At 38.7% G+C, this 21,409-nt stretch carries 20 protein-coding genes and 1 pseudogene; all 21 read right to left on the bottom strand.

Annotated elements, in window-relative coordinates:
* Positions 1–26 precede the first annotated feature (26 nt).
* The 21 genes and pseudogenes from AC4MRV_RS01570 to AC4MRV_RS01470 all read right to left on the bottom strand — a co-directional run bounded on the left by AC4MRV_RS01570 (position 27) and on the right by AC4MRV_RS01470 (position 21,366).
* Entirely contained in the window at positions 27–488 is a 462-nt protein-coding gene (locus tag AC4MRV_RS01570) for a hypothetical protein (protein WP_491185658.1), read from the bottom strand.
* A gap of 117 nt (positions 489–605) precedes the next feature.
* Positions 606–1,259, bottom strand: a complete 654-nt coding sequence (locus AC4MRV_RS01565) for a hypothetical protein (protein WP_491185657.1) — start codon at positions 1,257–1,259, stop codon at positions 606–608.
* 13 nt (positions 1,260–1,272) lie between these two features.
* The gene (locus AC4MRV_RS01560; RefSeq protein ID WP_491185656.1) at positions 1,273–1,638 is read right to left on the bottom strand and encodes a hypothetical protein; all 366 of its coding nucleotides are present in this window, start codon (positions 1,636–1,638) and stop codon (positions 1,273–1,275) included.
* Positions 1,639–2,047: 409 nt separating this feature from the next.
* A complete protein-coding gene (locus AC4MRV_RS01555) occupies positions 2,048–2,956 on the bottom strand; it encodes a hypothetical protein (protein ID WP_491185655.1) in 909 nt (302 codons plus the stop codon).
* A gap of 283 nt (positions 2,957–3,239) precedes the next feature.
* The gene (locus tag AC4MRV_RS01550) at positions 3,240–4,556 is read right to left on the bottom strand and encodes an HlyD family type I secretion periplasmic adaptor subunit (RefSeq protein WP_491185654.1); all 1,317 of its coding nucleotides are present in this window, start codon (positions 4,554–4,556) and stop codon (positions 3,240–3,242) included.
* Positions 4,557–4,558: 2 nt separating this feature from the next.
* Positions 4,559–6,241, bottom strand: coding sequence for an ATP-binding cassette domain-containing protein (locus AC4MRV_RS01545; protein ID WP_491185653.1), 1,683 nt, complete (start codon positions 6,239–6,241; stop codon positions 4,559–4,561).
* A gap of 116 nt (positions 6,242–6,357) precedes the next feature.
* Entirely contained in the window at positions 6,358–7,797 is a 1,440-nt protein-coding gene (locus AC4MRV_RS01540) for an oligosaccharide flippase family protein (RefSeq protein WP_491185652.1), read from the bottom strand.
* On the bottom strand, positions 7,784–8,959 hold the full coding sequence (locus tag AC4MRV_RS01535) for a polysaccharide pyruvyl transferase family protein (protein ID WP_491185651.1): 1,176 nt from the start codon (positions 8,957–8,959) through the stop codon (positions 7,784–7,786). The genes AC4MRV_RS01540 and AC4MRV_RS01535 overlap by 14 nt, the downstream gene beginning before the upstream one ends.
* Positions 8,952–9,470, bottom strand: a complete 519-nt coding sequence (locus AC4MRV_RS01530; RefSeq protein ID WP_491185650.1) for a glycosyltransferase — start codon at positions 9,468–9,470, stop codon at positions 8,952–8,954. The genes AC4MRV_RS01535 and AC4MRV_RS01530 overlap by 8 nt, the downstream gene beginning before the upstream one ends.
* Positions 9,433–9,906, bottom strand: coding sequence for a hypothetical protein (locus tag AC4MRV_RS01525; RefSeq protein WP_491185649.1), 474 nt, complete (start codon positions 9,904–9,906; stop codon positions 9,433–9,435). The genes AC4MRV_RS01530 and AC4MRV_RS01525 overlap by 38 nt, the downstream gene beginning before the upstream one ends.
* A complete protein-coding gene (locus AC4MRV_RS01520) occupies positions 9,890–10,417 on the bottom strand; it encodes an acyltransferase (protein ID WP_491185648.1) in 528 nt (175 codons plus the stop codon). Before AC4MRV_RS01520 ends, AC4MRV_RS01525 begins: the two co-directional genes overlap by 17 nt.
* Positions 10,410–11,552, bottom strand: coding sequence for a glycosyltransferase (locus AC4MRV_RS01515; RefSeq protein WP_491185647.1), 1,143 nt, complete (start codon positions 11,550–11,552; stop codon positions 10,410–10,412). Before AC4MRV_RS01515 ends, AC4MRV_RS01520 begins: the two co-directional genes overlap by 8 nt.
* 12 nt (positions 11,553–11,564) lie before the next feature.
* Complete coding sequence (locus AC4MRV_RS01510) at positions 11,565–12,668, bottom strand: glycosyltransferase family 4 protein (RefSeq protein WP_491185646.1); 1,104 nt, start codon at positions 12,666–12,668, stop codon at positions 11,565–11,567.
* Positions 12,669–12,678: 10 nt separating this feature from the next.
* Entirely contained in the window at positions 12,679–13,740 is a 1,062-nt protein-coding gene (locus AC4MRV_RS01505) for an acyltransferase family protein (protein ID WP_491185645.1), read from the bottom strand.
* Positions 13,730–14,980 carry an O-antigen ligase family protein gene (locus AC4MRV_RS01500; protein ID WP_491185644.1) on the bottom strand — a complete coding sequence of 417 codons (1,251 nt, stop codon included), beginning with the start codon at positions 14,978–14,980 and terminating at the stop codon, positions 13,730–13,732. The genes AC4MRV_RS01505 and AC4MRV_RS01500 overlap by 11 nt, the downstream gene beginning before the upstream one ends.
* A 3-nt stretch (positions 14,981–14,983) precedes the next feature.
* Positions 14,984–15,883: a glycosyltransferase family 2 protein gene (locus AC4MRV_RS01495; protein ID WP_491185643.1), complete on the bottom strand. Its 900-nt coding sequence runs from the start codon at positions 15,881–15,883 to the stop codon at positions 14,984–14,986.
* Between the two features lie 14 nt (positions 15,884–15,897).
* A complete protein-coding gene (locus AC4MRV_RS01490; RefSeq protein ID WP_491185798.1) occupies positions 15,898–17,538 on the bottom strand; it encodes a GumC family protein in 1,641 nt (546 codons plus the stop codon).
* Positions 17,539–17,859: 321 nt separating this feature from the next.
* A pseudogene (locus AC4MRV_RS01485) lies at positions 17,860–18,117 on the bottom strand (Wzz/FepE/Etk N-terminal domain-containing protein); the annotation flags it as partial.
* A 43-nt stretch (positions 18,118–18,160) separates the two neighbouring features.
* A complete protein-coding gene (locus tag AC4MRV_RS01480) occupies positions 18,161–18,691 on the bottom strand; it encodes a polysaccharide biosynthesis/export family protein (RefSeq protein ID WP_491185642.1) in 531 nt (176 codons plus the stop codon).
* Positions 18,692–18,704: 13 nt separating this feature from the next.
* Positions 18,705–19,940, bottom strand: coding sequence for an outer membrane beta-barrel protein (locus AC4MRV_RS01475; protein WP_491185641.1), 1,236 nt, complete (start codon positions 19,938–19,940; stop codon positions 18,705–18,707).
* Positions 19,941–19,950: 10 nt separating this feature from the next.
* Positions 19,951–21,366, bottom strand: coding sequence for an undecaprenyl-phosphate glucose phosphotransferase (locus AC4MRV_RS01470; RefSeq protein ID WP_491185640.1), 1,416 nt, complete (start codon positions 21,364–21,366; stop codon positions 19,951–19,953).
* Between the last annotated feature and the right edge of the window lie 43 nt (positions 21,367–21,409).

Genomic DNA, 21,409 nt, shown 5'->3' with positions numbered 1-21,409 from the left:
GCTTTTATAGAGTAGGCTGTTAGCGATTAATTTGGAGAGACTACGCCTACACCACCACCACCATTACTTCCAACCGCCAATACTGAAGGTGGAGCGATAGCTGATGCTGTGTTCGCCGTAGCAATACCCGCAGCGGTTGCTTCTGCAACTTGCGTTGGATCGAGACCAGCTAAAAGTGCAGCTGTGGTAATGATTTCGTTACTCACACCAGCTTCACGAGCGATTTGAGCGATCTCATCAGTTTTCTCCGGGGCGATAGTTAGTGCCTCAATAATCGCGACTTGAGGATCCACTGTTGGATCTTTTAAAAGAAGAGAAAGAACTTCCAGCACTTCTGCTGAATTAGCCTGATAAACCGATTGAATTTGTTGCTCAGTTGGAGAAACACCAAGCTCTGCTAATAAGCGTTCGGCGCCCGCTTCATTTGCAAAGCTAGATGTAGTTGCAAGTAACGCGGCCAGGCTCAAAATAGATGCACGAGCAATCATAATTTTTCCTTAAATTGATTATTCATTAGTTGATTTCTTGGAAACAACAATTAAACAAAGAGCATAACTTACAGTTTAACTAAATATGCTGTCTCATTTCTTAGAAAGAACGATAGATTATTTACAAGCCTCAACGCTCAAACGGTTGAATTTTAGTAGGTTGCAGATTCTCTGCTTACCAGAAGAATATTGGATCATTTGATTGAGTGCAGAGCGATGTTTCCATGTTTGCGCAAACTTCAATAAGCTCTGGCTCGCAGCAATTTTTTTAGAGTTAGTCTGATTCACCCAGTCACTAAAAACAACGTCGATACTCAATAATTTGGAAGCAGGGTAATAAGGGCCAAATTTAACCGCAAACTTTAAGTTTTGCTTAAGTTTTAGGTAATCATTTTGGGTCCGAGCTATTTTGGCAAGCTCGACATATGAATTTGGCCAAGTTGGTCGAAACTGAGAGCTAAAATTATAATAGTTCTCGCTCAAGCTTATATTTTTGGTGGAGTTCCGCCAATAATCTAACCAACTATATGCATTAGCAATTATTTCATAATCGTACCCATCTAAAAAATGACTATCGATAATACTGTCCATCACATACTTAGTGGACTCAATTGTAATTTCTTCGCCATCGAGAGAACTAAATCGATTGAGAGAAACTTCCAGACCACTAACCCAAATACTCTTCATTAATTGATTTTGTGCAGAAAAAATTACAGCAGTGGAGAATACAACAACAACAAAGGTAAGACTCAATGATTTATTTGCTCTCATTCCACCCTCTAAACTAAAGGTAAACACGGTTCAGTTTTTCCAATATCCGCCCAATCAGAAACTCCGCTTCATTCTGACTGTTAGACTCAACATAGCATCTTAGTTCCGGTGCATTTCCTGATAGGCGAAAATGAATGACTAAACCGCTGCTCATTGTCATTCTTAAGCCATCGGTTTTATCAATGGACACAACATTTTCAGACACGAGGTCTGCTAGATTTAAAAATTTGCACAGATTATTCTCAGCCAGCTCAATAATTGCAGCACTACGCGCTTTTGAGAAGTCTCGTAACCTATCGCTAGCTGTGAAGCTCTTAGGGAGCTTAGACACCAAATTAGATATTGTATTGTTACCTGCGTAAGCGAGTACAATTAGCATCGCATCTCTTGTTGGCAACGCTTTGAGTAAACAGTTATCAAATTGGAGAAAACTCCCCAATAAGAAACCACCGTTAGATTCAAAACTAGCGACTCTTTGATACTTGGACAACAAGTTTTCAAATGTATCAATAACGTATGGGGAACCAATTTTTTACGTAAAACCAAGTTGAACAACTGAGATGTCTCATGCAATGGTCAACTAAAATTTGCCACGGTTTTATAAGTTGGCCAGTAAAGCCGTTCCGACTCATTTGGTGAGAGAACGACATGTAGAATCCTTTACTGAGTAATGACCAGTGTCATTATCAGCATGACGGATTACTTTGGAATAATGTCGAGAATTAGACGCTTACCAAATAAGGGCACAGCCATGAGGTAGCGCCCTAGAATAAAGAGAGTCAGTTTAGTTATACAACTTCCACATCATCAACAAGTAGCGTGTATTCGCTTCCATCAATATTCGCGGTAATCACCTCGAAATCAGTAGCGTCGAAACCGAGACTATCCAAATAAGCACCTTGCGCTGCATCAACAGTACCGATATTCGTTGCAGCAAACTCAAAATCTACGTCAAACCCTGAAACGACTAATACACCTTCAGCGGTAGAATTGTTGATCACTTCATCTTCATCAAGAGACAAAACACCTCCAGCGGTGCCCGACTCTAAAACTTCAAAGCCGTCAAACTCAAGAGCAGCATCTTCATTAAATATCAGCACATCAAGCCCTTCGCCACCGGTAACAGAACGATCAGCCCAAGCGCCTTTGGCGTTATTAATCCCTGAAATATCTACAATATCGTTATCAGCACCGACGTCAATATTGAACACTGTGTGTGAGGATTTTGCAATGTCACTTGATAGAGTAACTACGTCATCACCAGAACCTGTGTTTAAAGAAAGTTGGTTGACGGTACTAGAACCACCATTAGTAAAGACGGAGATATCCAGAACATCGTCTGTACCAACACCAGTGTCGATATCGGCTCTTTTGACATTATCCACTTTAATGAAAGATGAACCCTTGTCAGACTGGTTGTTAATATTGACATCTACAAAGTTGTTAATATATACAAGCTCATTACTAGTTTCTTCTAACTTTATTTCTTTGTAGCCGCGAGTATTCCAATCTTCAGCCATTGCCACAGTTGTACTAAAACCTAGAAATTCAGAATGACCTAACAAAACGTTGGCGTCTTTATCTACATAAGCATCTAGTTCACCGCCTTCAAAAATCTCAGTGCTGTTCGTTGCATTAAGGTTAGCAGCCAAATCTGCGATGTCACCGCCTTGGTTCGTACCCACATAGATTGTCATAATATTGCTCCTTGCAAGCTTTTATATATTCGTGTTTATAAATAGGACTCAACCTAAAGTTGCATTTAGAGGCACCATATATCTACTATTTAGCAACAATTGTATCCGAGCTAAGTCTCGGTCAAAATCTAACCTAATTGGTGCTAATATGCGATGTAAATTTGATGTAAAAAGACCGAATGTCCACTTATTATGACAACAGTGAGTCTCAATAATATCACACAATTAATTTAGTTAACTTATAGAAACATAAGTTGGAAAACTCTTATATATAAGAATGTATTTATGTCTCACGAAATGCTTTCAACATACCAACTGACAGTGGCTCTAATAAGTAATCCATCAAGGTTCTTTTCTTCAAAGTCACATACACTTCAGCTGGCATTCCTGGATATAAAGATAGCTGAGGATGTTCATTCAATGACTCTCGATATATTTCAACTTTGATCTTATATCCTGAGTTTCCACTCTCATCTTCTACTTCATGAATCCTATCTGCAGCTATATTTATTACTTTCCCGCGTAACAGAGGCGTTGTGCGAAAATTATATGAACCAAGCCTGATAAGAGCCTCTTGCCCATGGGTTACGTCATCAATATCTTGTGGGTGCAAAAATGCCTCTACGATCAACATATCATTCACAGGCACAACTTCTAACAATTTTTCCGCAGGCGCGACAACTTCACCCTCGCTATGAACATTGAGCCCAATAACTTTTCCATCTCTAGGGCTTCGAACTTCCACTCGACTCAGTACGTCTGTCGCTTTCTTCAACTCTTCCGAAAGTTCTTCAATAGACCGAGAGAGTTCCTGGTGTTCACGATCAATTTCAGTAATATACTGGTTCGTTTTATTGGCTTTCTGTTCGTTTACTTCAGCAACAGCCAAATCTAAATTGTCTAAGCTTCCTGTGAGCGCGACAATATCAGAGAGGAGCATGGCACCGCTTCGCTGCAATTCGATAGAGCGTAGTTTTGAGCTATATCCATCCTCAATAAGTTTATCGTGCATATTCTGCTCTTCTTTAAGCAATCTATAAGCCCGATTTTGTTGCTCTAACTTTCTTGACATCGCGCCTTTTTCGCCCCAGATACGTTTTAGACGGGCATCTAAAACAGCAAGTTCACTACGCTGAAGCTGCCTTCTGCTAAAAAACAAACTTGTTTGTCTCGCGACCAAATTGACGACTTCCGCTTGGATGAGCATTGCATCCGTAACAAGATCACTGAATACTGGTTTTTCAAGCCCTAAACGTTCACTTTCCAATCGGTCTCTTTGAGCGACAGCGTTGATTAGGCGGGAGGTAATCTGATTAAAGTTCCCTTTTGCTGTAATGTCGGATAGTTTCACAAGAAGTTGCCCTTTAGTCACCTCTTGCCCTTCTTGAACATATATATCTTCTATAATACCACCTTCAAGGTGCTCTATTGATTTCCGATTTGATTCAACTGCTATCACTCCCGGAGCTATCGCTGCGGCATCCAACTTGACATCCGAAGACCACAAATAGAGAACCACTACACCTATTAGAGAGACAATCGTTCCAAAGGCACCATAGTATTTCAACTGGTTGTTCAGTTTGCGTTTAGCTGCAGTCATTATTAGTTTCCTCTAATAGGAGAAACGTTCTGGTTCTCACCTTTGAGGCGTGCTGCTTTTACAATTTTTCCTTTTTCCAGAAGTATCATCCAATCTGCCAACTGTTCCAATTTGACTTCATTGCTAACCAAAAGAAGCGATTTCCCTGAATCATGCAACTCAGAAAAAATCGTTTTCAAGCGCTCTATGTCTGTTGACGCAAGGTGTAACTCAGGTTCATCGAGGAGATATATAGGGGGGTTACGATAAAAAGCCCGGGCAATACCAATCAGCTTAATCGTCCCTGAAGACAGAGCTACTCCGGTCATCCCGATCTCGGTATCGTAAGATTGAGGTAGCCCATTTATTAAACTATCAAGACCCAATCGGCGACAGATATCGATGCACTTTATCCGAACATTATCGGATGGCTCTGCCCCCGTGATATTATAAATTACCGTTCCTTCAACGATCTTTGGCGAAGGAGGAACATAACCAAACACTTCAGCCCTTTGATCCACTGACATTTCTGCAACAACGATGTTATTGATCTTAACTTGTCCAGCTACTTGCTTATGTACGTTAACGATATTTTCAAGTAGTAAGCTTTTCCCGGCTCCCATAGCCCCTTTGATTAAAAGACATTGACCTTGTTTTAACTCAAATTGAATATTTTGCAATAGAACTCGCGAAAAGCAGTCTCTCATTGAAAATGCTTCAAAAGTGAGTGACGCTCCTTTGGAAACATCCATGGCTCCTTGTCCTAAAGCGCTGCTTTTAACAAACAATTCACGAATCACCGAAATGGAGTTTGTACTATGTGACCAACTTTCCCACTGATTAATACCCTGCTCAATTGGCGCGAGAACTCTACCAAGCAAAATAGACCCAGCCAAAAGCACGCCTGGTATCGCTTGGTCGCTAATTACCAACCAGGCTCCTAGGGCTAAAACTCCAACTTGCATGACCTGACGCACAACTTTCGTCATAGACTGGAAACTAGTTTGTAACAGTGAATAGCGATCTTGTTCAAGATTCAGTTGCTCAGCATTTTCCCCCCAGTCCACACTAGTTTTTTCTGACCACCCATTGAACGTAACTTCTCTAGCCGTTATCAATAGAGCTTGCAAACCTCTGCGGTGCTTAGCTGTGTTGTCCAACAATGTTTTCTGTTTCTTTGAAACAAGGAAAGTATTCAACGCTCCTAAGAAAGCCAATATCACTACACAACTTAGCGCATAAACCCCTAATAACGGTTCAATAAGATACACCACAAACACAAAAAATGGTGTCCACGGCAAATCAAACAACACTAGGATAAAATGCGAAGAATAACCGGAGCGAGCCTCATTCATTTGGTTCATTAAGCTTTGTCCAGATCTTAGTGTTGTCGCTTCCAAAAGAAAGCTATTAGCCACTATGGTTTTTAACAAATATGAATCAAATGCATTAGCAATGAAGCTCAACATCCTTCTTCGAATGAACTCCAAAACCGATTGAAAAATCAACAGAAAGACCGCTATAGTAGTAAGTAGAATGAGCGTTTCTTCGCTTCTTGAAGAGAGAACCCTACTAAACACCTGCAAGCTGTAGATTGGTAAAACAAGCATTAGAATATTAACAAATATTGAAAATATGCCAATATTTCTCAAGCATTTGCGACGGTATAAGTCGAAGTGTTGCAAACTCATGCTTTTTGCTTCCATGCCACTATTACCTTTTAATTTGGCTATAAATTTTCATTTCTACATCAAAACAACGTGTCAAACCTATGCCTCAGTTTTTTACATCTATACCTTAAGCGACTTCAAAATAGAGCAAACTATAATTGGATAAGTTTGTTCAAACCGCGTTTAGACAAGACAAATATTAAACCTACTATAATTGCGGTCGCTAGCGAAAAAAAACCAGTGTCCTGTATAGCAGAATAGTAACTAGTCACAGAGTTTGATACTTCGCTCACCAAAAACAGATTCAAGTAAGGTACTAGAACCAGCGAGAAGAGCACATACGTACGCCCTCCAAACTTACTTTTGAATATGTGTTTGTGTAGCACATAGAAGCACTGTAAAAAGTTGGTAAGAAATGATATGCAAAGAAGAAAACAAAGAACTCTAACATCTAGTAACCAAACTCCCAACACGATGGCAGACACATTCATTACTGAAGAAAAAACGCCGCACTTAAACATTTCTCTTGTTGCCCCAAACGCTTGGAAAACTCCTCCGGAGCTGCTCAAAACCATCTGTAAAGCAATAGTTACTGCCAGTATTCTTAAGATATCTGCAGTGTCATTCCATTGAGGTCCAAACAAGATAAATACAACTTCATCAGCTTTCCAAAACAGCACTATAGATGAAAAAATACCGATTAAAACAAGATTGAAAACTATACGATAATATTCACTCTCTATTATTTGAGGGCTATGCTTATATTTAGTGAAAACGGGCTGAAGTGCAGGGGTTATCGCAAATGTAAAAAGCTGCAACGGATATCTCATGAGTTGATAGGATTTCTCATAAACTCCAGTTAAGTGAACACCGAAAAATTTTGATATTAGCAATGTATCTAAGTTTCTAGAGAAAAAATTCAGTACATTGAATCCCATCTGGTATTTAGCGACTGCAAACAGCTTATAAGTTTGCTTTATATCCTTGCCAAACTTAGGTCGTCCGATAGAGGTACTTGCGCTTGCATGGTAATACATCACAAATCTCATCAGGGGAACAATCATTAGTTTGCTTGCAAGTGCTTCTAAACGCAGTCCAATATAATAGAGCGCTACACACCCCACAAAGGACAACAACTCTGCAATGATCTCAGCACGAGCGACAACGAGAAACTTTGTGTCTTTTTGCAACGAAGCCATAGGCAGCATCGACAATGATGAAAAAAGAACGTTGAAAGCCAGCACCCAAGATAAAGAACTAGCGTCTTCAATGCCCAACCAGTTCGCTATTGAGGGAGTGATCAAATAGAATATTAAGGAACCTGTAAAACCGACACATAGAGAGAATGAAAAGATGCCATTTCTCTGATGTGCTGTGATGGTTTCTTCATAGACTACAGCTGACGTCAAACTTGATGTAGCAAGCATCTGAAAAAAAAGAATGAACACCTGAAACGCGGCAACCACACCAAACACCTCAGGAGAAAACAATCGAGATATAATAGCTAAAGACAACAACTGAAAAATATACAACGCATATTTTCCAGTTAGACTTGTCAATAACGCAGCGTTTATTTCTTTAGCTAGCTTCAAGGCTCTTACCTATAAACGCATAGTACAATTGCTCGTACTTGTTGGTGTCAAACGCTTCTTCGCCACTCTTTGAATCAAGCAATATTCTCTCAAAATCTGAGCTCAAGCTCTTTAAATCAGCATAAGCTCTATCTGGAAAACCAATACAATCAAAAAAGGATGAAACCTTATTATCCCAAGACACGGCATATGTCGGGATGCTTAAGCTGTGGGCAATAATGTTCGCATGAAGTCGATACGCAGCAACCAAAGAGTACCTCTTTATAACCCTAACCAGTTGTTCTGGAGTGTTACTCTTTGGCGCAACTAAATAGTTCAAGTTATGAGAGTCCAAAATAGGTATTAAGGTTTCATTTAAATAATGCTCATCTTCAATAGCGCCATTCGTAAACAGCTCGACACTATACCCTTGACGATTGGCAGCCAATATAATGTCAACAAAAAGCTCACTGCAGTTTAGTTCACCAGAATTAACAATATCAGATGAATAGTTTAATCCTTCAATATCTGCAACGCCTATACCCACCTTAGGCTCAACACTGCTGCCCGCATCAAAGTCATCATATTTAGACAAGATACTTGAAAGAAGTGCGGGGTCTGGTAGAAGCTCGACTGAAACCACGTTAAACTGCTCAAGCAAGTGCTTACGAGAGAGAGAATCACGAACAGAAATAAGCTTAACCATCGGTGAACAGACAACCCTCGACATAAGCTTCCGCCCCAGCCAACTCCATTTGTTTGCCACCCCAACCGATATGATACTTACAGGTATGCCTCTCTTCTCTGCTTCTTTTACCAGAAAAAACAGCTTTAAAGGAAAATTAGCGTCCACGTCACAAATTAACTGTCCGCCGCCTATGAAAATACATTTCACACTATTTAGCTTTCCATCATAATAACTTCGGCCTTGACGAAAATACTTCAGACTAAAAAATGAAACAACGACCAGCTGACGAACTAAAAGCGGGAGCTTCATAAAAATAGAGAGCTTATCCTCCTTAGATTTTAATACACTTACTTTTTCACGATAACTTATATCACAAACTTCGACATCCACATCATAATTTCTCAAAATAGCGCCAGTGATATTGTCTGATATAACGCCGTCACCAAGGTTGTCAGAATATGGGACCGCAGCAACTACAACCTTTTTTTTACTCATCAAAAAACACCGCTTTCATTTTATTTGCCAAATCATAATTAACAAGATCAACTTCTTCTTTTGGAGTATTCTGGTGCAACTTAACAAAATCCCTCATACGAGCAACGATTTCGTCTTCATCGAGTTCATCATCAACCATAAAAATCAGTGGGTTATCTTGAACCTCACGCGCAATCTGTAGCTGATGATCATCAGAAAACTCATCGTACTTTTCCAAGCGAGGTATAATTACCGTAGGTGTATTATATTGCAATGAATTGTAGATACTACCAATCCCACAGTGGCTAAATATTATTCGCGCATTTTTATACGACTCCTCTGACTGCTTTCTAGAGATAAATTTGCCACTATCAACTTTGAATTTCATTGGTCGTTCATCTGAAGAACCATGCTGTAAAAATAATTGATATTCGCCTTCGATTACTCCTAAACATATATCAACAATGTCCAACATACGATTAAATTTGTATTGATTAGTCCCTGTGGTTACATATATTAAATGTTTTTCCATAGTATTTCATTCTCGGATATTGCTTAGAAACAGTTTCCCACTGGCAAAACATTTCTGTCGCCAATCGGTATTTATATAAAAACCTTGCAGTGTTAGACGGCTCTACTACTCTAGATAACGTATCTAAATAAACAAATTTAATACCTAAAACCTTGGCTGCAATAGCGAATGGGATACATATAGGACCACCAGTACTAAAGACAGCTTTTGGTTTAATGCGTCGAATTATACTTAACGCAATAAATACATTTTTGAAGTGTTTAAATGCATTAAACTGAGTACTCTCAATAATCGTTACTGAACGAGCACCGAACGTTTCTCCCACATTAACAGAAGTCACCAAATGAAACTCGTTAATGGCCTTCATCATACACATCGCTTGTGTCAAGTGACCACCTGCATTAACAACAGTTAACACGCTACTCTTTGTGCTCATCGTCTCTCCTATTTTTGATTATTCGAGCAGGAACACCAGCCACCACCGAGTACTCGGGTACGTCACTCGTTACAACTGCGCCAGCTGCCACGATTGATCCTTTGCCTATTGTGACACCCGGCATCACCACAACATTACGACCGATCCATACATCATCATTGACTGTAATTGGCTTTTCAGGTTGATACCCTTGAAGCGACATAGGTATGTCCGTCCTAGCGTGACTATGCATTCTGCTAAGCAAAGTAACGTTTGGGGCAATCATGACATCATCACCTATATATGCACATTCAAGATAGACGCCTTCATTGATTCTGCATCCACTACCAAACTTAACGCGCTTGCCATTTGCAATGTAAACATTCTTACTCACCATAGAAGGGTTTCGACCCGCCTTCATGATCTTTAGAACTCGTTCGAAGTACCAAACTCTAGCCTTGGAATAGATACTTCCAAACCTTGGTGTCGGTAGCTTTGAAAAAACGACATAGTAGACAAGAACCTTAAACATAATTTTCATCCGTTACTGTCGAAAGGTACAAGCTTGATACTGACTTGCCTTCAAACCGGTTTATATAGCCACTATCGGCCAACAAAGAAACGTTATTGGAGTAATACTCATAATTGTTTTCTATCTTCTGCAATGCCTGTTGTATATGTGCAGAAGACTGACTACGAAGACCAACACCAATTTCTTTACCTTCAAAGAAACCATCAATCCCCGTCCCCTTCATATAGATAACAGGTGCACCGCAAGCGAGCGCTTCGATATAAGCCATGCCAAAGGTTTCATTTAAAGCGGGTAAAACTAACCCACGGCTCCCCTGAAGTAAGTTAATTAGCTTAAAATGTTCTAGCTTGCCTAGGATATTGACCGAGTCGTTCAAGCCAAGCGCTATGATTTTGCCTTCTATAACTTCACGAATATCGTGGTTTCCCCCACCAACAATGTCCAACTCAATAGAAATTCCTTGCTTCTTAAGTTCTGCGATAGCTTCCAATGTAGGAATAATGCCTTTTCTAATATATTGGTGAAAACTTAATACTATGGTGTACCGTTTTCTATTTCGGACAGTTGTTCTTGAGTCCAGACGGAACTCACAAATATTAGGGAAACTTATGGTATCTCTGCGATAAGCGTTAAGCTTTTTCTCTATATTCGCCTTAGCCCAAGGGCTAACCATAAACACTGCTCGAGCATTAGAGTAAATGTCTCTAAACAATTTATGACAATCTGGCAGGCGTTCAATATTCCTAAGATCACTTCCTCCACGAATAGATATATAGTATGGAAGAGACAATGAACGCGACAAGTAATGGGCGAATACCCCTTCAGACGTCAGCTTATGGCCATGAATTACATCAAACTCACCTTGTCTTAGGGCCTTAGATAGGATCCAACTCCAAAGAAACACCGAGCATCTAAAGAGAATTGGGATAGGTAAGGACCAATACACTACCGACATTCCTTGTTCAAAGCTTTTGAAACGCACCTTGAACGGGTTACTGGTTCTATTAATAGACAAAACGAAGTGCTCAACGCGACAATCTAGTTTCCAAGAGTGTTCAATCAAACTAGCCACAGCTCGCGTAAAAGGACGAGGCAAGCCATCGGGGTAATCTTGATGAATATGTAAGATTTTCACTTCGCCTCCATGTCAGTCAAAAGAGTTAACTAAATCCGCAATAGAACGTTTGAATTTCTCTACCGAAAAGTTTTCTGCATTTTCTCTACATTTTTCAGGCAAGAAGCTATCGTAACTATTTTCCATTTCGCGAATTGCACTAACCAAAGACTCGACCTTCTGCTCGGCAAAATGGATACCCGTTTCGTTATTTTTAACCGTCTCTAGACATCCTCCTTTCCCCAGAGCAATTACGGGTGTTCCGCAAGCTTGCGCTTCTACCGGAATAATTCCAAAATCTTCCTCTGCGGCGAAAACAAAGCCCTTAGCTCTTTGCATATGGCTTACCATATTCTCATCAGACTGAAATCCCAGAATTTCTATGTTCGACGAAGTACTGGCTAAGTCTTGAATTTTCTTCATTTCAGGCCCATCACCTATAACTTTAAGTTTCAGATGAGGCAACTTTGAAAAAGCTTCAACCACCAGATCGATTCGTTTATATGGAACAAGCCTAGAAGCGGTAAGATAGAAGTCTTCTTTATCTGTACTTAAAGTAAACCGTGATATGTCAACAGGTGGATAAATGACTTCCGACTTTCTTCGGTAACACTTATAGATTCGCTTCGCTATAAAATTAGAGTTCGCTACATACTTATCGACACCCAGAGATGAGCGCACATCCCAGATTCTAAATTTGTGCAAGAAATATCTCGCGAGAATAGATTTCCCCCCCTTTTCCAGCCCACTCTCTTTCAAATACTGAGCTTGTAAATCCCAAGCATACCTAGCTGGAGAGTGGCAATAGGAAATATGAGTTTGATCTGGTCCAGTAATTACTCCTTTAGCTACAGCATAGCTAGAAGATATAACCAAATCATACTTGGACAAATCAAACTGCTCGATAGCGATCGGAAACAAAGGTAAGTAGCTACGGTAACTATTTTTTGCTTTTGGAAGCCTTTGAATGAAAGAGGGAAACACTTTACTCTTTCCCAGCCACCCCCTTTTTTCGGTAGGTAGAAAATCAACCAATGTATATATATCACTATCTGGATATATATCAAGCAGTCCTTCTAGAACCTTTTCAGCGCCACCATTAACGACTAACCAATCGTGTACTAAAGCAACCTTCATTTCAACTTCCTTAGATTTTTTTACTTTTTAACGAATCACGAAAATAAATTAAGACGAATATGATCACCAAGATAAGGATAAACCCCAACACCTCGTATAGAGGGGCTTGATTATTGAATAACACCAAAGAAATAGGAGTTCCGAGAAATAAGCAATAATGTAAAACATAAGCTAACAGTGAGTTTCTACCGATTAGACCCAAAGATAACTCAATTAACCTAGTATTTTTAATAAACTCAAATGCAGTAATCAAGATGATATTAACAAAAATAGTTATTCCAACATAAGTGAATATGTAAATTGGATGAGGCGGGCTCTTATATTTTGCTTTTGCTAAATCATATATAGGTTGGCTAGAAGAAAAGAGTAGACATAACAATCCAATAACTATAAAAAGAACTGCCAGCATACCAAAGCACTCTAACTTTTTATTGTCTGTTGCTATGTTTATATATAGCTTAGCTAAAAGCATACCAAACGCAGAAAGACAAAACATTGGGAAAAAAGGATACACATCATAAAAAAACAATCTAAATAAATTATTACCACCTAAATCTATGAATTCGGAGCCTATAAAATAACTAATAGAATATGCAGAAAAAAGACCAAGTGAGAATGCTATCGATGAAATTCGATTCATTAATACTACAAAAAATGGAGCACAGATCATAGCAAAAAAGTAGAATGTCAAAATCTCCCCAGTAGGAGATAATTGCTGGTATGTCAATATTTCAAATAAGTTATCTGAAATGCTCTCAAAACGTTGGGAGTTAATCAAAACTATTACTTGTCTACCAAGTATCACATATAGCAGTTTCCTCCTCATTCGGAACACAGTATTTAAGGCATCACGAACAAAAAATATCCTATTTTTTTGAGTGATGAAATATGTAAATCCGAAAATGAGAATAAAGTAAGGCGTGGCAACTCTCAAAAAAGACTGAATAACGAGAAGTTGCTCGTTGCTTATAATATTCCTTGATTCAAGAGCACCTACATAGTGCACCGCAATTAGCAGTAAAATTGCTAAACCTCGGCTAGAATCTATCCAATTGATACGTTTACTTTTCATTTAAAATCTTTATGTCTAATAAGCAAGAAAGGGAAACCGAAAATAAAAATGCAAGCCAAATAATAGAACTGTCTTTCAACATAGATGTTTCAGTAATGTTATGAATAATTGGAATACTCATCGAAGCGAGCAAGAAACGGTGCTTTAGGCGAGAGGCCATAATAAAATATAGGACAGCTAGGAATGAGGTGAGTACTATACCTAGTTGCATTATATGATCAATGTATCCATTATGGGCTGAAGTTATAAAACGAGTAAAACTATAAGGGTCATCAAAAAAGTATGGAATGGTCGGTGTACCAAAGTATGCACCATAGCCATAACCTATTAGTGACTGATTAAAAAAATGCAAGTCGTAATAAAGCAAGTCCCATATATATCCTCGACCTGTAAGAAAGTCTTCATCTATTATGTCTAAGATTGTATAGTTATAGCCAAAATAACTATTAGATGGATAAAACATACAGAATAAAAAAATGAAAGCAATGTATGTTACAGATAAAAGGTATCTATTTAATTGTATCGGTATTTTAGTTGACAAATAAAATAGGGTAATTATTGCTAGATTAGTTTTACTCTGCGTTAAAAAAACCAAGGTTACTAGTAGCGAAATATGTAACTTATAGTTTGATAAGACGACTAAATTACAGTTTTTTAGCGTTATCATAAAAACTATTATGATAATTAATGATGCAGCAAACTGATTCTTGTTCTTAGCAAAAGAGGCAAGCGTTCCATTCACAGAAAATCCATACCCCATTATAATCGATAAAAAAGTGAGGGCATAGATAGCATATACAGAAAATATTACACATTTACCAAGGGTTCCTTGCTGGAATGCATAATAAATTGAGAAGAAAACAGTACCACAAAAAGCAAATTGGAAAATACTTCGTTTAATTGTCAAAGAAGGGAACGCTGACCATAGTGCGCTAGTGCTTATTGTAATACAAATCAAAATTAACAATAAAAGTGTAATGTTAATCGATCGTGAAAAAAACCTAAGTTCTTTGGAAGTGATGACATTGAAGACATAATACACGAATAACCCTAACCAAAACGTTTGTTTAAAAATTGCACTTCCAGATTTAGCAGAAATAATTGAGTCTAAATCATTAGAAAGGAGTGAAGACTTAGGGTAAAAAGCAGGTGAAAGAGCTCCTATGCAATATAATATTACAAGGAAAAATCCATACCGCCTTAATAATTTGTCTACTTTAGAAACTAGATTAGCAGGCATAAATTACTTATACAATTCTATTGTTTGGTTGCCAAATAAAACACTTACTTTCCCTGCAATATCACATAGTTTGAGCCAGTACTTAAAATAACGATGTTTACCTAGGGGAAAAGTGATCATACATAAGATCGAGGCAAAAATAGCTTTTGGAATAAGTGGAGTAAAGTACTTTACCTTATTTATCCAGGTCGAGGTGTTAGGCAAACGATACGAAGTAAAAGACTGACCAACTCTAAACGCCCGTTTTGTTAGAAAATTTGAGTTGAGTCGATGAGGTTCAACCGTTTCTTCCACAAATGCCTCTTTACAGTATGACAACTTATAACCAAGATTGTAAATTCGATGAAATAATTCCGCATCTTCACCTCCACTTAAACCATAAACCTTGTTAAAGCTCAAACTGTGCTCTCGTAATACTTTTACATTTGTAATAGTACAACCAGCGCCACCACTTGTTAAACTTGTGCCGGTCTTATAATCTTTCCGGACAAAATACTTTCCGGCTTCTATCCAATTAGGAACTGAATCAGGAAAAACGGGCTTAACAGAGCCAAATACAACCTGAGAATCATATCTCTTCGCTGTATCTAATAAGTAAAGCAGCCAATTTTTGTCAGCTACTTCATCGTCATCTATGGAGGCTATCCAACTTCCTTTTGCAGCCGTTAAGTATGCATTTCTAGCGATTGAAATGTTTTTCCTAGTTTCAAGTATGTAACGACATGGAAAACGAGACCTAGCCGCATGCCTGTCAAAAATTGTTCTTCCAGATTGCGCTTCGTCGTTATCAACTACAATTATTTCAATTGTCGCATTTTCAGGTAGATTCAACGCCTCTATGCTATTTAAAGTTCTTTCAAGGTGTACTCTTTTGTAAGTACACATACACACAGAAATAAGCATTTCAGTCCCTTCGATTAGTCTGCGCTTCGCGCATATTGAGCATACGCAGAGTAAGTATGTGAGCCCTTTTTGGGAGACGGAACCTGATTTAACACGACACCGTCAATCGTTATTTGGTGTTTGGCAAGTAGCGTCATAGAGTGTTTGTAAACCGATTTCGTAGTACTATTCGCTTTAAGGACTAGCAAGATACCTTTTGTTAACTTTCCGACTATAAACGCATCTTTAACCGGTAAAATCGGAGGTGTGTCAAGAATAATACGGTCATATTTACTTTCGAGATATACCAATAATTTTTCAAAAGCCTTGCTGCTTAATAATTCTTGAGGGTTAGGCGCTAGCATACCTGCACTCAACACATCTAGGTTTGATTCACCAAACGTCGCTAGGCAATCTCGAAGTGGTGTATTCATCAATAAAACATTAGTCAAGCCTGGTTGACTAGATGACAGTCCAAAACGCTCCGCAACAGATGGTTTTCTCAAATCACAGTCAATTAACAATACTTTCTCTAACTTGGCGAATGACATCGCAAGGTTAACAGAAGTAGTCGTTTTGCCCTCTCCAGGTACTGATGAAGAAATAGCCAACATTTTCCGCTCAGAATTATGTAGGCTTAAATAAAGAGAAGTACGCACTGAATCAACCGACTCTTGAAAAAAACCAAATTTTTCATTGTTGAACATTTTAGAGTCAATAGGTGATTTTTTGTATCGCTTATCTTTCACCATGGGCAGCGTGCCTGTTGGAAGTAATCCAAGTTTGTTTTCGAAATCACGTGCCGAGTCAATTGTACTATTGAACGCATCTAAACAGACAACAAGTACAACGGCAAACCCGAGACTAGCTGCAAACGCTAACACCACAATCAACTTCTTATTGGGCTTATTTGGGTATTCAGGTATAAGCGCGTAATCGCTAAAACGAGCATTTGCTGCGCTAAAGTCGCTCGTAGCTGTTGTTTCTTTCTGACGAGTTAAAAACAAATCATAAAGCTTAGCATTTGTATCTACTTCACGTTTTAACGCGTCATACTCACGCTTGATGACACTAAGAGACTGAAACTCTTCTTTTTTGTTCAATAGCTCGTTTTTTAGTAATGCTTCTTGATTTTTGGCACTCGCTAACTCTTTTTCAATACCATTGATGAGCTTATTCACAACTTTTGCAGCACGTTTTTGAATGGATTTTAATTGAGCATTAGCTTGAATCATTTTGTCATGTTTTGGGCCATAACGTTTAGAAAGCTCACTTACTTCTTTTTCAGCATTTGATTCAGCCAAACGAATGTCGCGAATTTGAGGGTGGTTAGATATTAAAGAAATAGACGCGAGCGTCGTCACATCAGTAGTAGCATTGCTTTTTAGTGCATGATACAGCGCTTGAGTTTCAATACGTTTATCCGTCGCTTTCGCAATTCGATCTGTCAAATTTGAAAGTTCAGAACTAGTAAGAGCTATAATTCCACTATCGTCTATTAATTCTTGCTGTTGTAAAAACCGTAGTAGTGCCTGCTCTGATTCATCTAACTGTTGCTTTAGCTCTGCTAATCGCTGATTGATCCAACCTGTAGCTTGCTCTGTCGCAAGTAATTTAGATTCCAGGTTATTTTCGATGAATGCTAAGCCTACCTCATTCGCAATTTCTGCTGCCAAATCTGGGTCTTGGGCTTCGAAAGAAATATTAACTAACTGAGTTTTACGAATTGGTGAGATAGTTAATTTAGATTTAAATGATTTCAGTATGTTTCTGTTGATTGACGCGTTTGCTGCAACAAGATCCGCTTCTACTATGTTCTTCTCTGGAAAATAGGCCGCAATGACAGGTTGAGAGCGTATCTGCTGTTTAATGTTGTCGAGCATACTTGGCTTCGAATCTACTATACTCGGATTGAACTCTGCAACTTGCGACAAGTTTAGCTTATCGATGACACGCTGTGCCACTTGATTTGACTTCAATATTTCAAACTGAGTGAGATAATATTCTTTGGCGCTGGTATCAATACCAACAACTTCTTCAATTGAAATAGCCTTTTTTTGTGTCGACTCAATTAGCAAAGTAGCCGTTGCTTTATACGTAGGTGTAATTGACAATACAACTAATGCAGCAATTATTGTACATAAAAAGGTAAAGAATGAGATAGATAGCCAACGTGATTTAATCAAGTGTATATAGTACCCAATGTCAATCAGTGGCTCCTGTTGAGAAGAGTCAATTTGCGTGTGATTAAGCATACTCACGTCCAGAATTTGATTTAGATAATTATGGTGATTAAAATTAAAAAAAGCTTTGATCTATGATGATAATGTCACCGGGCATGACTTTATTTGAGAGTTTCACTTTACTTTTGGATTCTTCCGAACCTGATTGCGCTATATACACTTTACTTCTTGCAGCACGGTCAGTAAAACCACCAGCCAATGCGATGGCTTTATCAACTGTCAGTCCTGGTTGATATTCATATCCACCTGGTTTTTTTACCTCACCATTAACGTAAATACTGCGAAATCCAACCACACTAACACGAACTTTAGGGTCAATCAGATAATCACCTTTTAGGCCTTTAACTATCTCTTTACGAAGCTGCTCTGGTGTTTTATTTAGAGCGTGTAGCTGCCCCAAATATGGATATTCAAACCTTCCACCATTACTTATATAGAGTTCATCTATTGATAAATCTTCTTCACCATAAACCGAAATCTGAAGCTTATCACCAGCTCCAATTTTATAGGTATCTTCGAAGGCCTTAGCGCTTACTTCAGAGAGCAATGAAAGGCTGAATACAAGAACTGTCAATAATTTATTCATTATCTAGTGCCTACTAAAAAATTAGATTTGCCGAGACGTAATAAACATTTTGATTATATTTATTGTCATCTACCGACGAATCGTTATTTTCAGTTCTCCAGCCTGTGCTTAATTCAACAAAATCGCGGATTTCGTAACCTAAACCTACTCCTAGGCGATAAAAATCTTCAACCCGCGTTGACTCTGAGTAATCATCTTTTACATATAAGAAAGAAACATCAGTAAACAGATTAGACATCCAGTAGTGCTTCCAGTTAGTATCAAAACTTCGCTCATCGACGTAGTTCGAACCTTGCTCTGGATCTTTAGCGCGCTGTGCCGCAGAAACAAGTACGGTTGAATAAGATAGAGGTTTCCACTCTAGGTCAAGATCCCAACTTAAACCGTTAAAATCCACTCTACTCGCTTCTGTATAAGATTTGTTTTGTAAACCGAGTCTAAGCTTACCTGTCGTTTTACCCGTGATATCCCAAGTCGCACCAGTTAGGAAAAATCTGTCTACACTATCCTGCGAAGTCGTCGTATCGAGACCGTCATATTTGTATTCTCGGTTATTGATATCTACTTCAGCTAGTAGCCTTGTTGCCGGCATTGCACGATAATAAAAAGCCATAGCAGCACCAAACTCGAAGTAATCTTTGAACTTGGTACTATATGGCGCAAACTCAGGATCTTTAATGTTTCGATAATTCTGGTAGTTTTTGTCTTCAATTCGAAGAGTAGATTCTATTCTTCCCGCTGCATTATCTGAGCCATAAGTATGAGTCAAACTTGCTTTATGCACTGAAAACTCTACAGGACCTTTTGCTGCTAAAGAAAAATTATCACCAGCAAGAATACCTGTACCACGCTCTTCATGTTGATATAAAAACGCATAGTTGATCGACAATGAGTTTCTACGATTAAGTGAGATAAAGTTCTCTGTTGCAAAACGGTGATCAATATAATTATCATCACGACTATCAAGATAATTGCCTGATGACAGCTGATACAATACTTGATATTTGCTTTCCCCTCGCTCTGCCTGTAAAGCCACGCCAGGTTCAACAACTATCAGAGATGAAGACTCTGGATTCTCTTGTTTAGAATATCGACCTATATTGTCATTGTACTCATACGCACTGTCGAAAAGCGGGATTACTTTGATTCCAGATTCAGTAATATATCCATTCCCTTCGAGCGCAGCAAAAGCATTACTCGCGAATAGAGAAACAGTAAGCACTGACAGTGGTTTAGTTAATGTCTTCATGAATAATCCTTTAATAAGCTGTTTTGCCTGTAAAACCTTTGAAAATAGTGAGGTAGACAATTTTGATATCTAGCCACAACGTCCAATTCTGTATATAAGTCAAATCGTACTCGACACGCTTTTCCATCTTATCTAACGTATCCGTCTCGCCACGATAACCATTTATTTGAGCCCAACCAGTAATCCCCGGTTTTACGTGGTGACGAAGCATGTACTTATCTATTAACCCGCGATATTCTTCATTGTGCGCAACGGCATGAGGTCTGGGTCCAACTATTGACATTTGTCCGGTCAATACATTGAAGAATTGGGGAAGTTCGTCTAGAGAAGTGCGTCGGATAAATGCTCCAAATTTTGTAACTCGAGGATCACCTTTAGTCGCTTGCTTCACAACTGCACCATTATCTGTTGAACGCATCGAGCGGAACTTCCAGACTTTAATTGAGCGTCCATCAAGACCATAGCGGTCCTGCTTAAATATAATTGGACCAGGTGAAGAAAGTTTTACGCCTATCGCTACAATCAATAAAATTGGACTAATAAGCAGAATTATCAGAAGCGAAAGTATTACATCCTCGAATCGCTTAATAATCGAAGAAAAACCCCGAAAAGGAGTATCATGAACACTAAGCGTGACGACATGGCCTACATTTTTCCAGCGAGAATGAATTAAATCAAAAGTAAAGAAATCAGGAACAATATGTACATGCGCATTTGAGTCTGAGAAAGCGTTCAAGATTTGCTTTATTCGTTTCGCAGCTTCCATTGGCAGCGCTACATAGACATTTTTTACACTTCGGTGTTTCGCTAGTAAGAGTGCATCATCGATGTTACCCAGCATTTTGATGTTTGGTTTAATTGAACCTAGACTTTGTTCGATCCTGTCAGATGTTCTATCATCGTAAAATCCAATTAGTTTTTCATCAATGTGCTTATTATTTTCTAATTCATTTGCGAGTAAAAAACCTGCTCGCGTCGCACCAATAATGATCGACTTATTTCGGTAACAATCATCTGGACGTAAGCTGTGAGGCAATACAAACACTGCCCAGCGCCATGCCATAAGAAGAACAGGTGTCGACAAAAACCAAACACCCAGAACAAATCTAGAGTAAGATTCTGACACCTTAAAAAAGAACCCAATGACAAGCGATAATGCAATACAGATAAACCATGAGGTTAAAACGGTTAAAAGGACTTGTTTTAGAGAGGTTCGTTTATGAGTCTGATAAACACCTGATATTTCGGCTGCGAAAAAGAAAGCAATAACAACCACACAAAGTATCAGCTTATAAAGAGAAGAGAACTCTTCAACATACAAAAGAGTAGTAACGATAAGAACAGAGCAAATTAAAAATATATCGATAAAACGATACACTAATACTGACTCTTCTCCATGCTGCTTTATCGGGTATCCAGTTTCCATATAACATACCAGGCAAAATTTGGTTTATCTAACGCTACCGCCC

The sequence above is a fragment of the Vibrio sp. genome, from assembly GCF_984391705.1.
This window is presented reverse-complemented; position numbering and strand designations above follow the sequence as displayed.

Excerpts from the sequence above, each read along its gene's own strand:
- AC4MRV_RS01470 (WP_491185640.1), bottom strand. The coding sequence starts at position 21,366 with ATGGAAACTGGATACCCGATAAAGCAGCATGGAGAAGAGTCAGTATTA.
- AC4MRV_RS01505 (WP_491185645.1), bottom strand. The coding sequence starts at position 13,740 with ATGAAAAGTAAACGTATCAATTGGATAGATTCTAGCCGAGGTTTAGCA.
- AC4MRV_RS01550 (WP_491185654.1), bottom strand. The coding sequence starts at position 4,556 with ATGACTGCAGCTAAACGCAAACTGAACAACCAGTTGAAATACTATGGT.
- AC4MRV_RS01520 (WP_491185648.1), bottom strand. The coding sequence starts at position 10,417 with ATGTTTAAGGTTCTTGTCTACTATGTCGTTTTTTCAAAGCTACCGACA.
- AC4MRV_RS01560 (WP_491185656.1), bottom strand. The coding sequence starts at position 1,638 with ATGCTAATTGTACTCGCTTACGCAGGTAACAATACAATATCTAATTTG.
- AC4MRV_RS01475 (WP_491185641.1), bottom strand. The coding sequence starts at position 19,940 with ATGAAGACATTAACTAAACCACTGTCAGTGCTTACTGTTTCTCTATTC.
- AC4MRV_RS01570 (WP_491185658.1), bottom strand. The coding sequence starts at position 488 with ATGATTGCTCGTGCATCTATTTTGAGCCTGGCCGCGTTACTTGCAACT.
- AC4MRV_RS01500 (WP_491185644.1), bottom strand. The coding sequence starts at position 14,980 with ATGCCTGCTAATCTAGTTTCTAAAGTAGACAAATTATTAAGGCGGTAT.
- AC4MRV_RS01535 (WP_491185651.1), bottom strand. The coding sequence starts at position 8,959 with ATGAGTAAAAAAAAGGTTGTAGTTGCTGCGGTCCCATATTCTGACAAC.
- AC4MRV_RS01545 (WP_491185653.1), bottom strand. The coding sequence starts at position 6,241 with ATGGAAGCAAAAAGCATGAGTTTGCAACACTTCGACTTATACCGTCGC.
- AC4MRV_RS01495 (WP_491185643.1), bottom strand. The coding sequence starts at position 15,883 with ATGCTTATTTCTGTGTGTATGTGTACTTACAAAAGAGTACACCTTGAA.
- AC4MRV_RS01510 (WP_491185646.1), bottom strand. The coding sequence starts at position 12,668 with ATGAAGGTTGCTTTAGTACACGATTGGTTAGTCGTTAATGGTGGCGCT.
- AC4MRV_RS01530 (WP_491185650.1), bottom strand. The coding sequence starts at position 9,470 with ATGGAAAAACATTTAATATATGTAACCACAGGGACTAATCAATACAAA.
- AC4MRV_RS01565 (WP_491185657.1), bottom strand. The coding sequence starts at position 1,259 with ATGAGAGCAAATAAATCATTGAGTCTTACCTTTGTTGTTGTTGTATTC.
- AC4MRV_RS01525 (WP_491185649.1), bottom strand. The coding sequence starts at position 9,906 with ATGAGCACAAAGAGTAGCGTGTTAACTGTTGTTAATGCAGGTGGTCAC.
- AC4MRV_RS01555 (WP_491185655.1), bottom strand. The coding sequence starts at position 2,956 with ATGACAATCTATGTGGGTACGAACCAAGGCGGTGACATCGCAGATTTG.
- AC4MRV_RS01480 (WP_491185642.1), bottom strand. The coding sequence starts at position 18,691 with ATGAATAAATTATTGACAGTTCTTGTATTCAGCCTTTCATTGCTCTCT.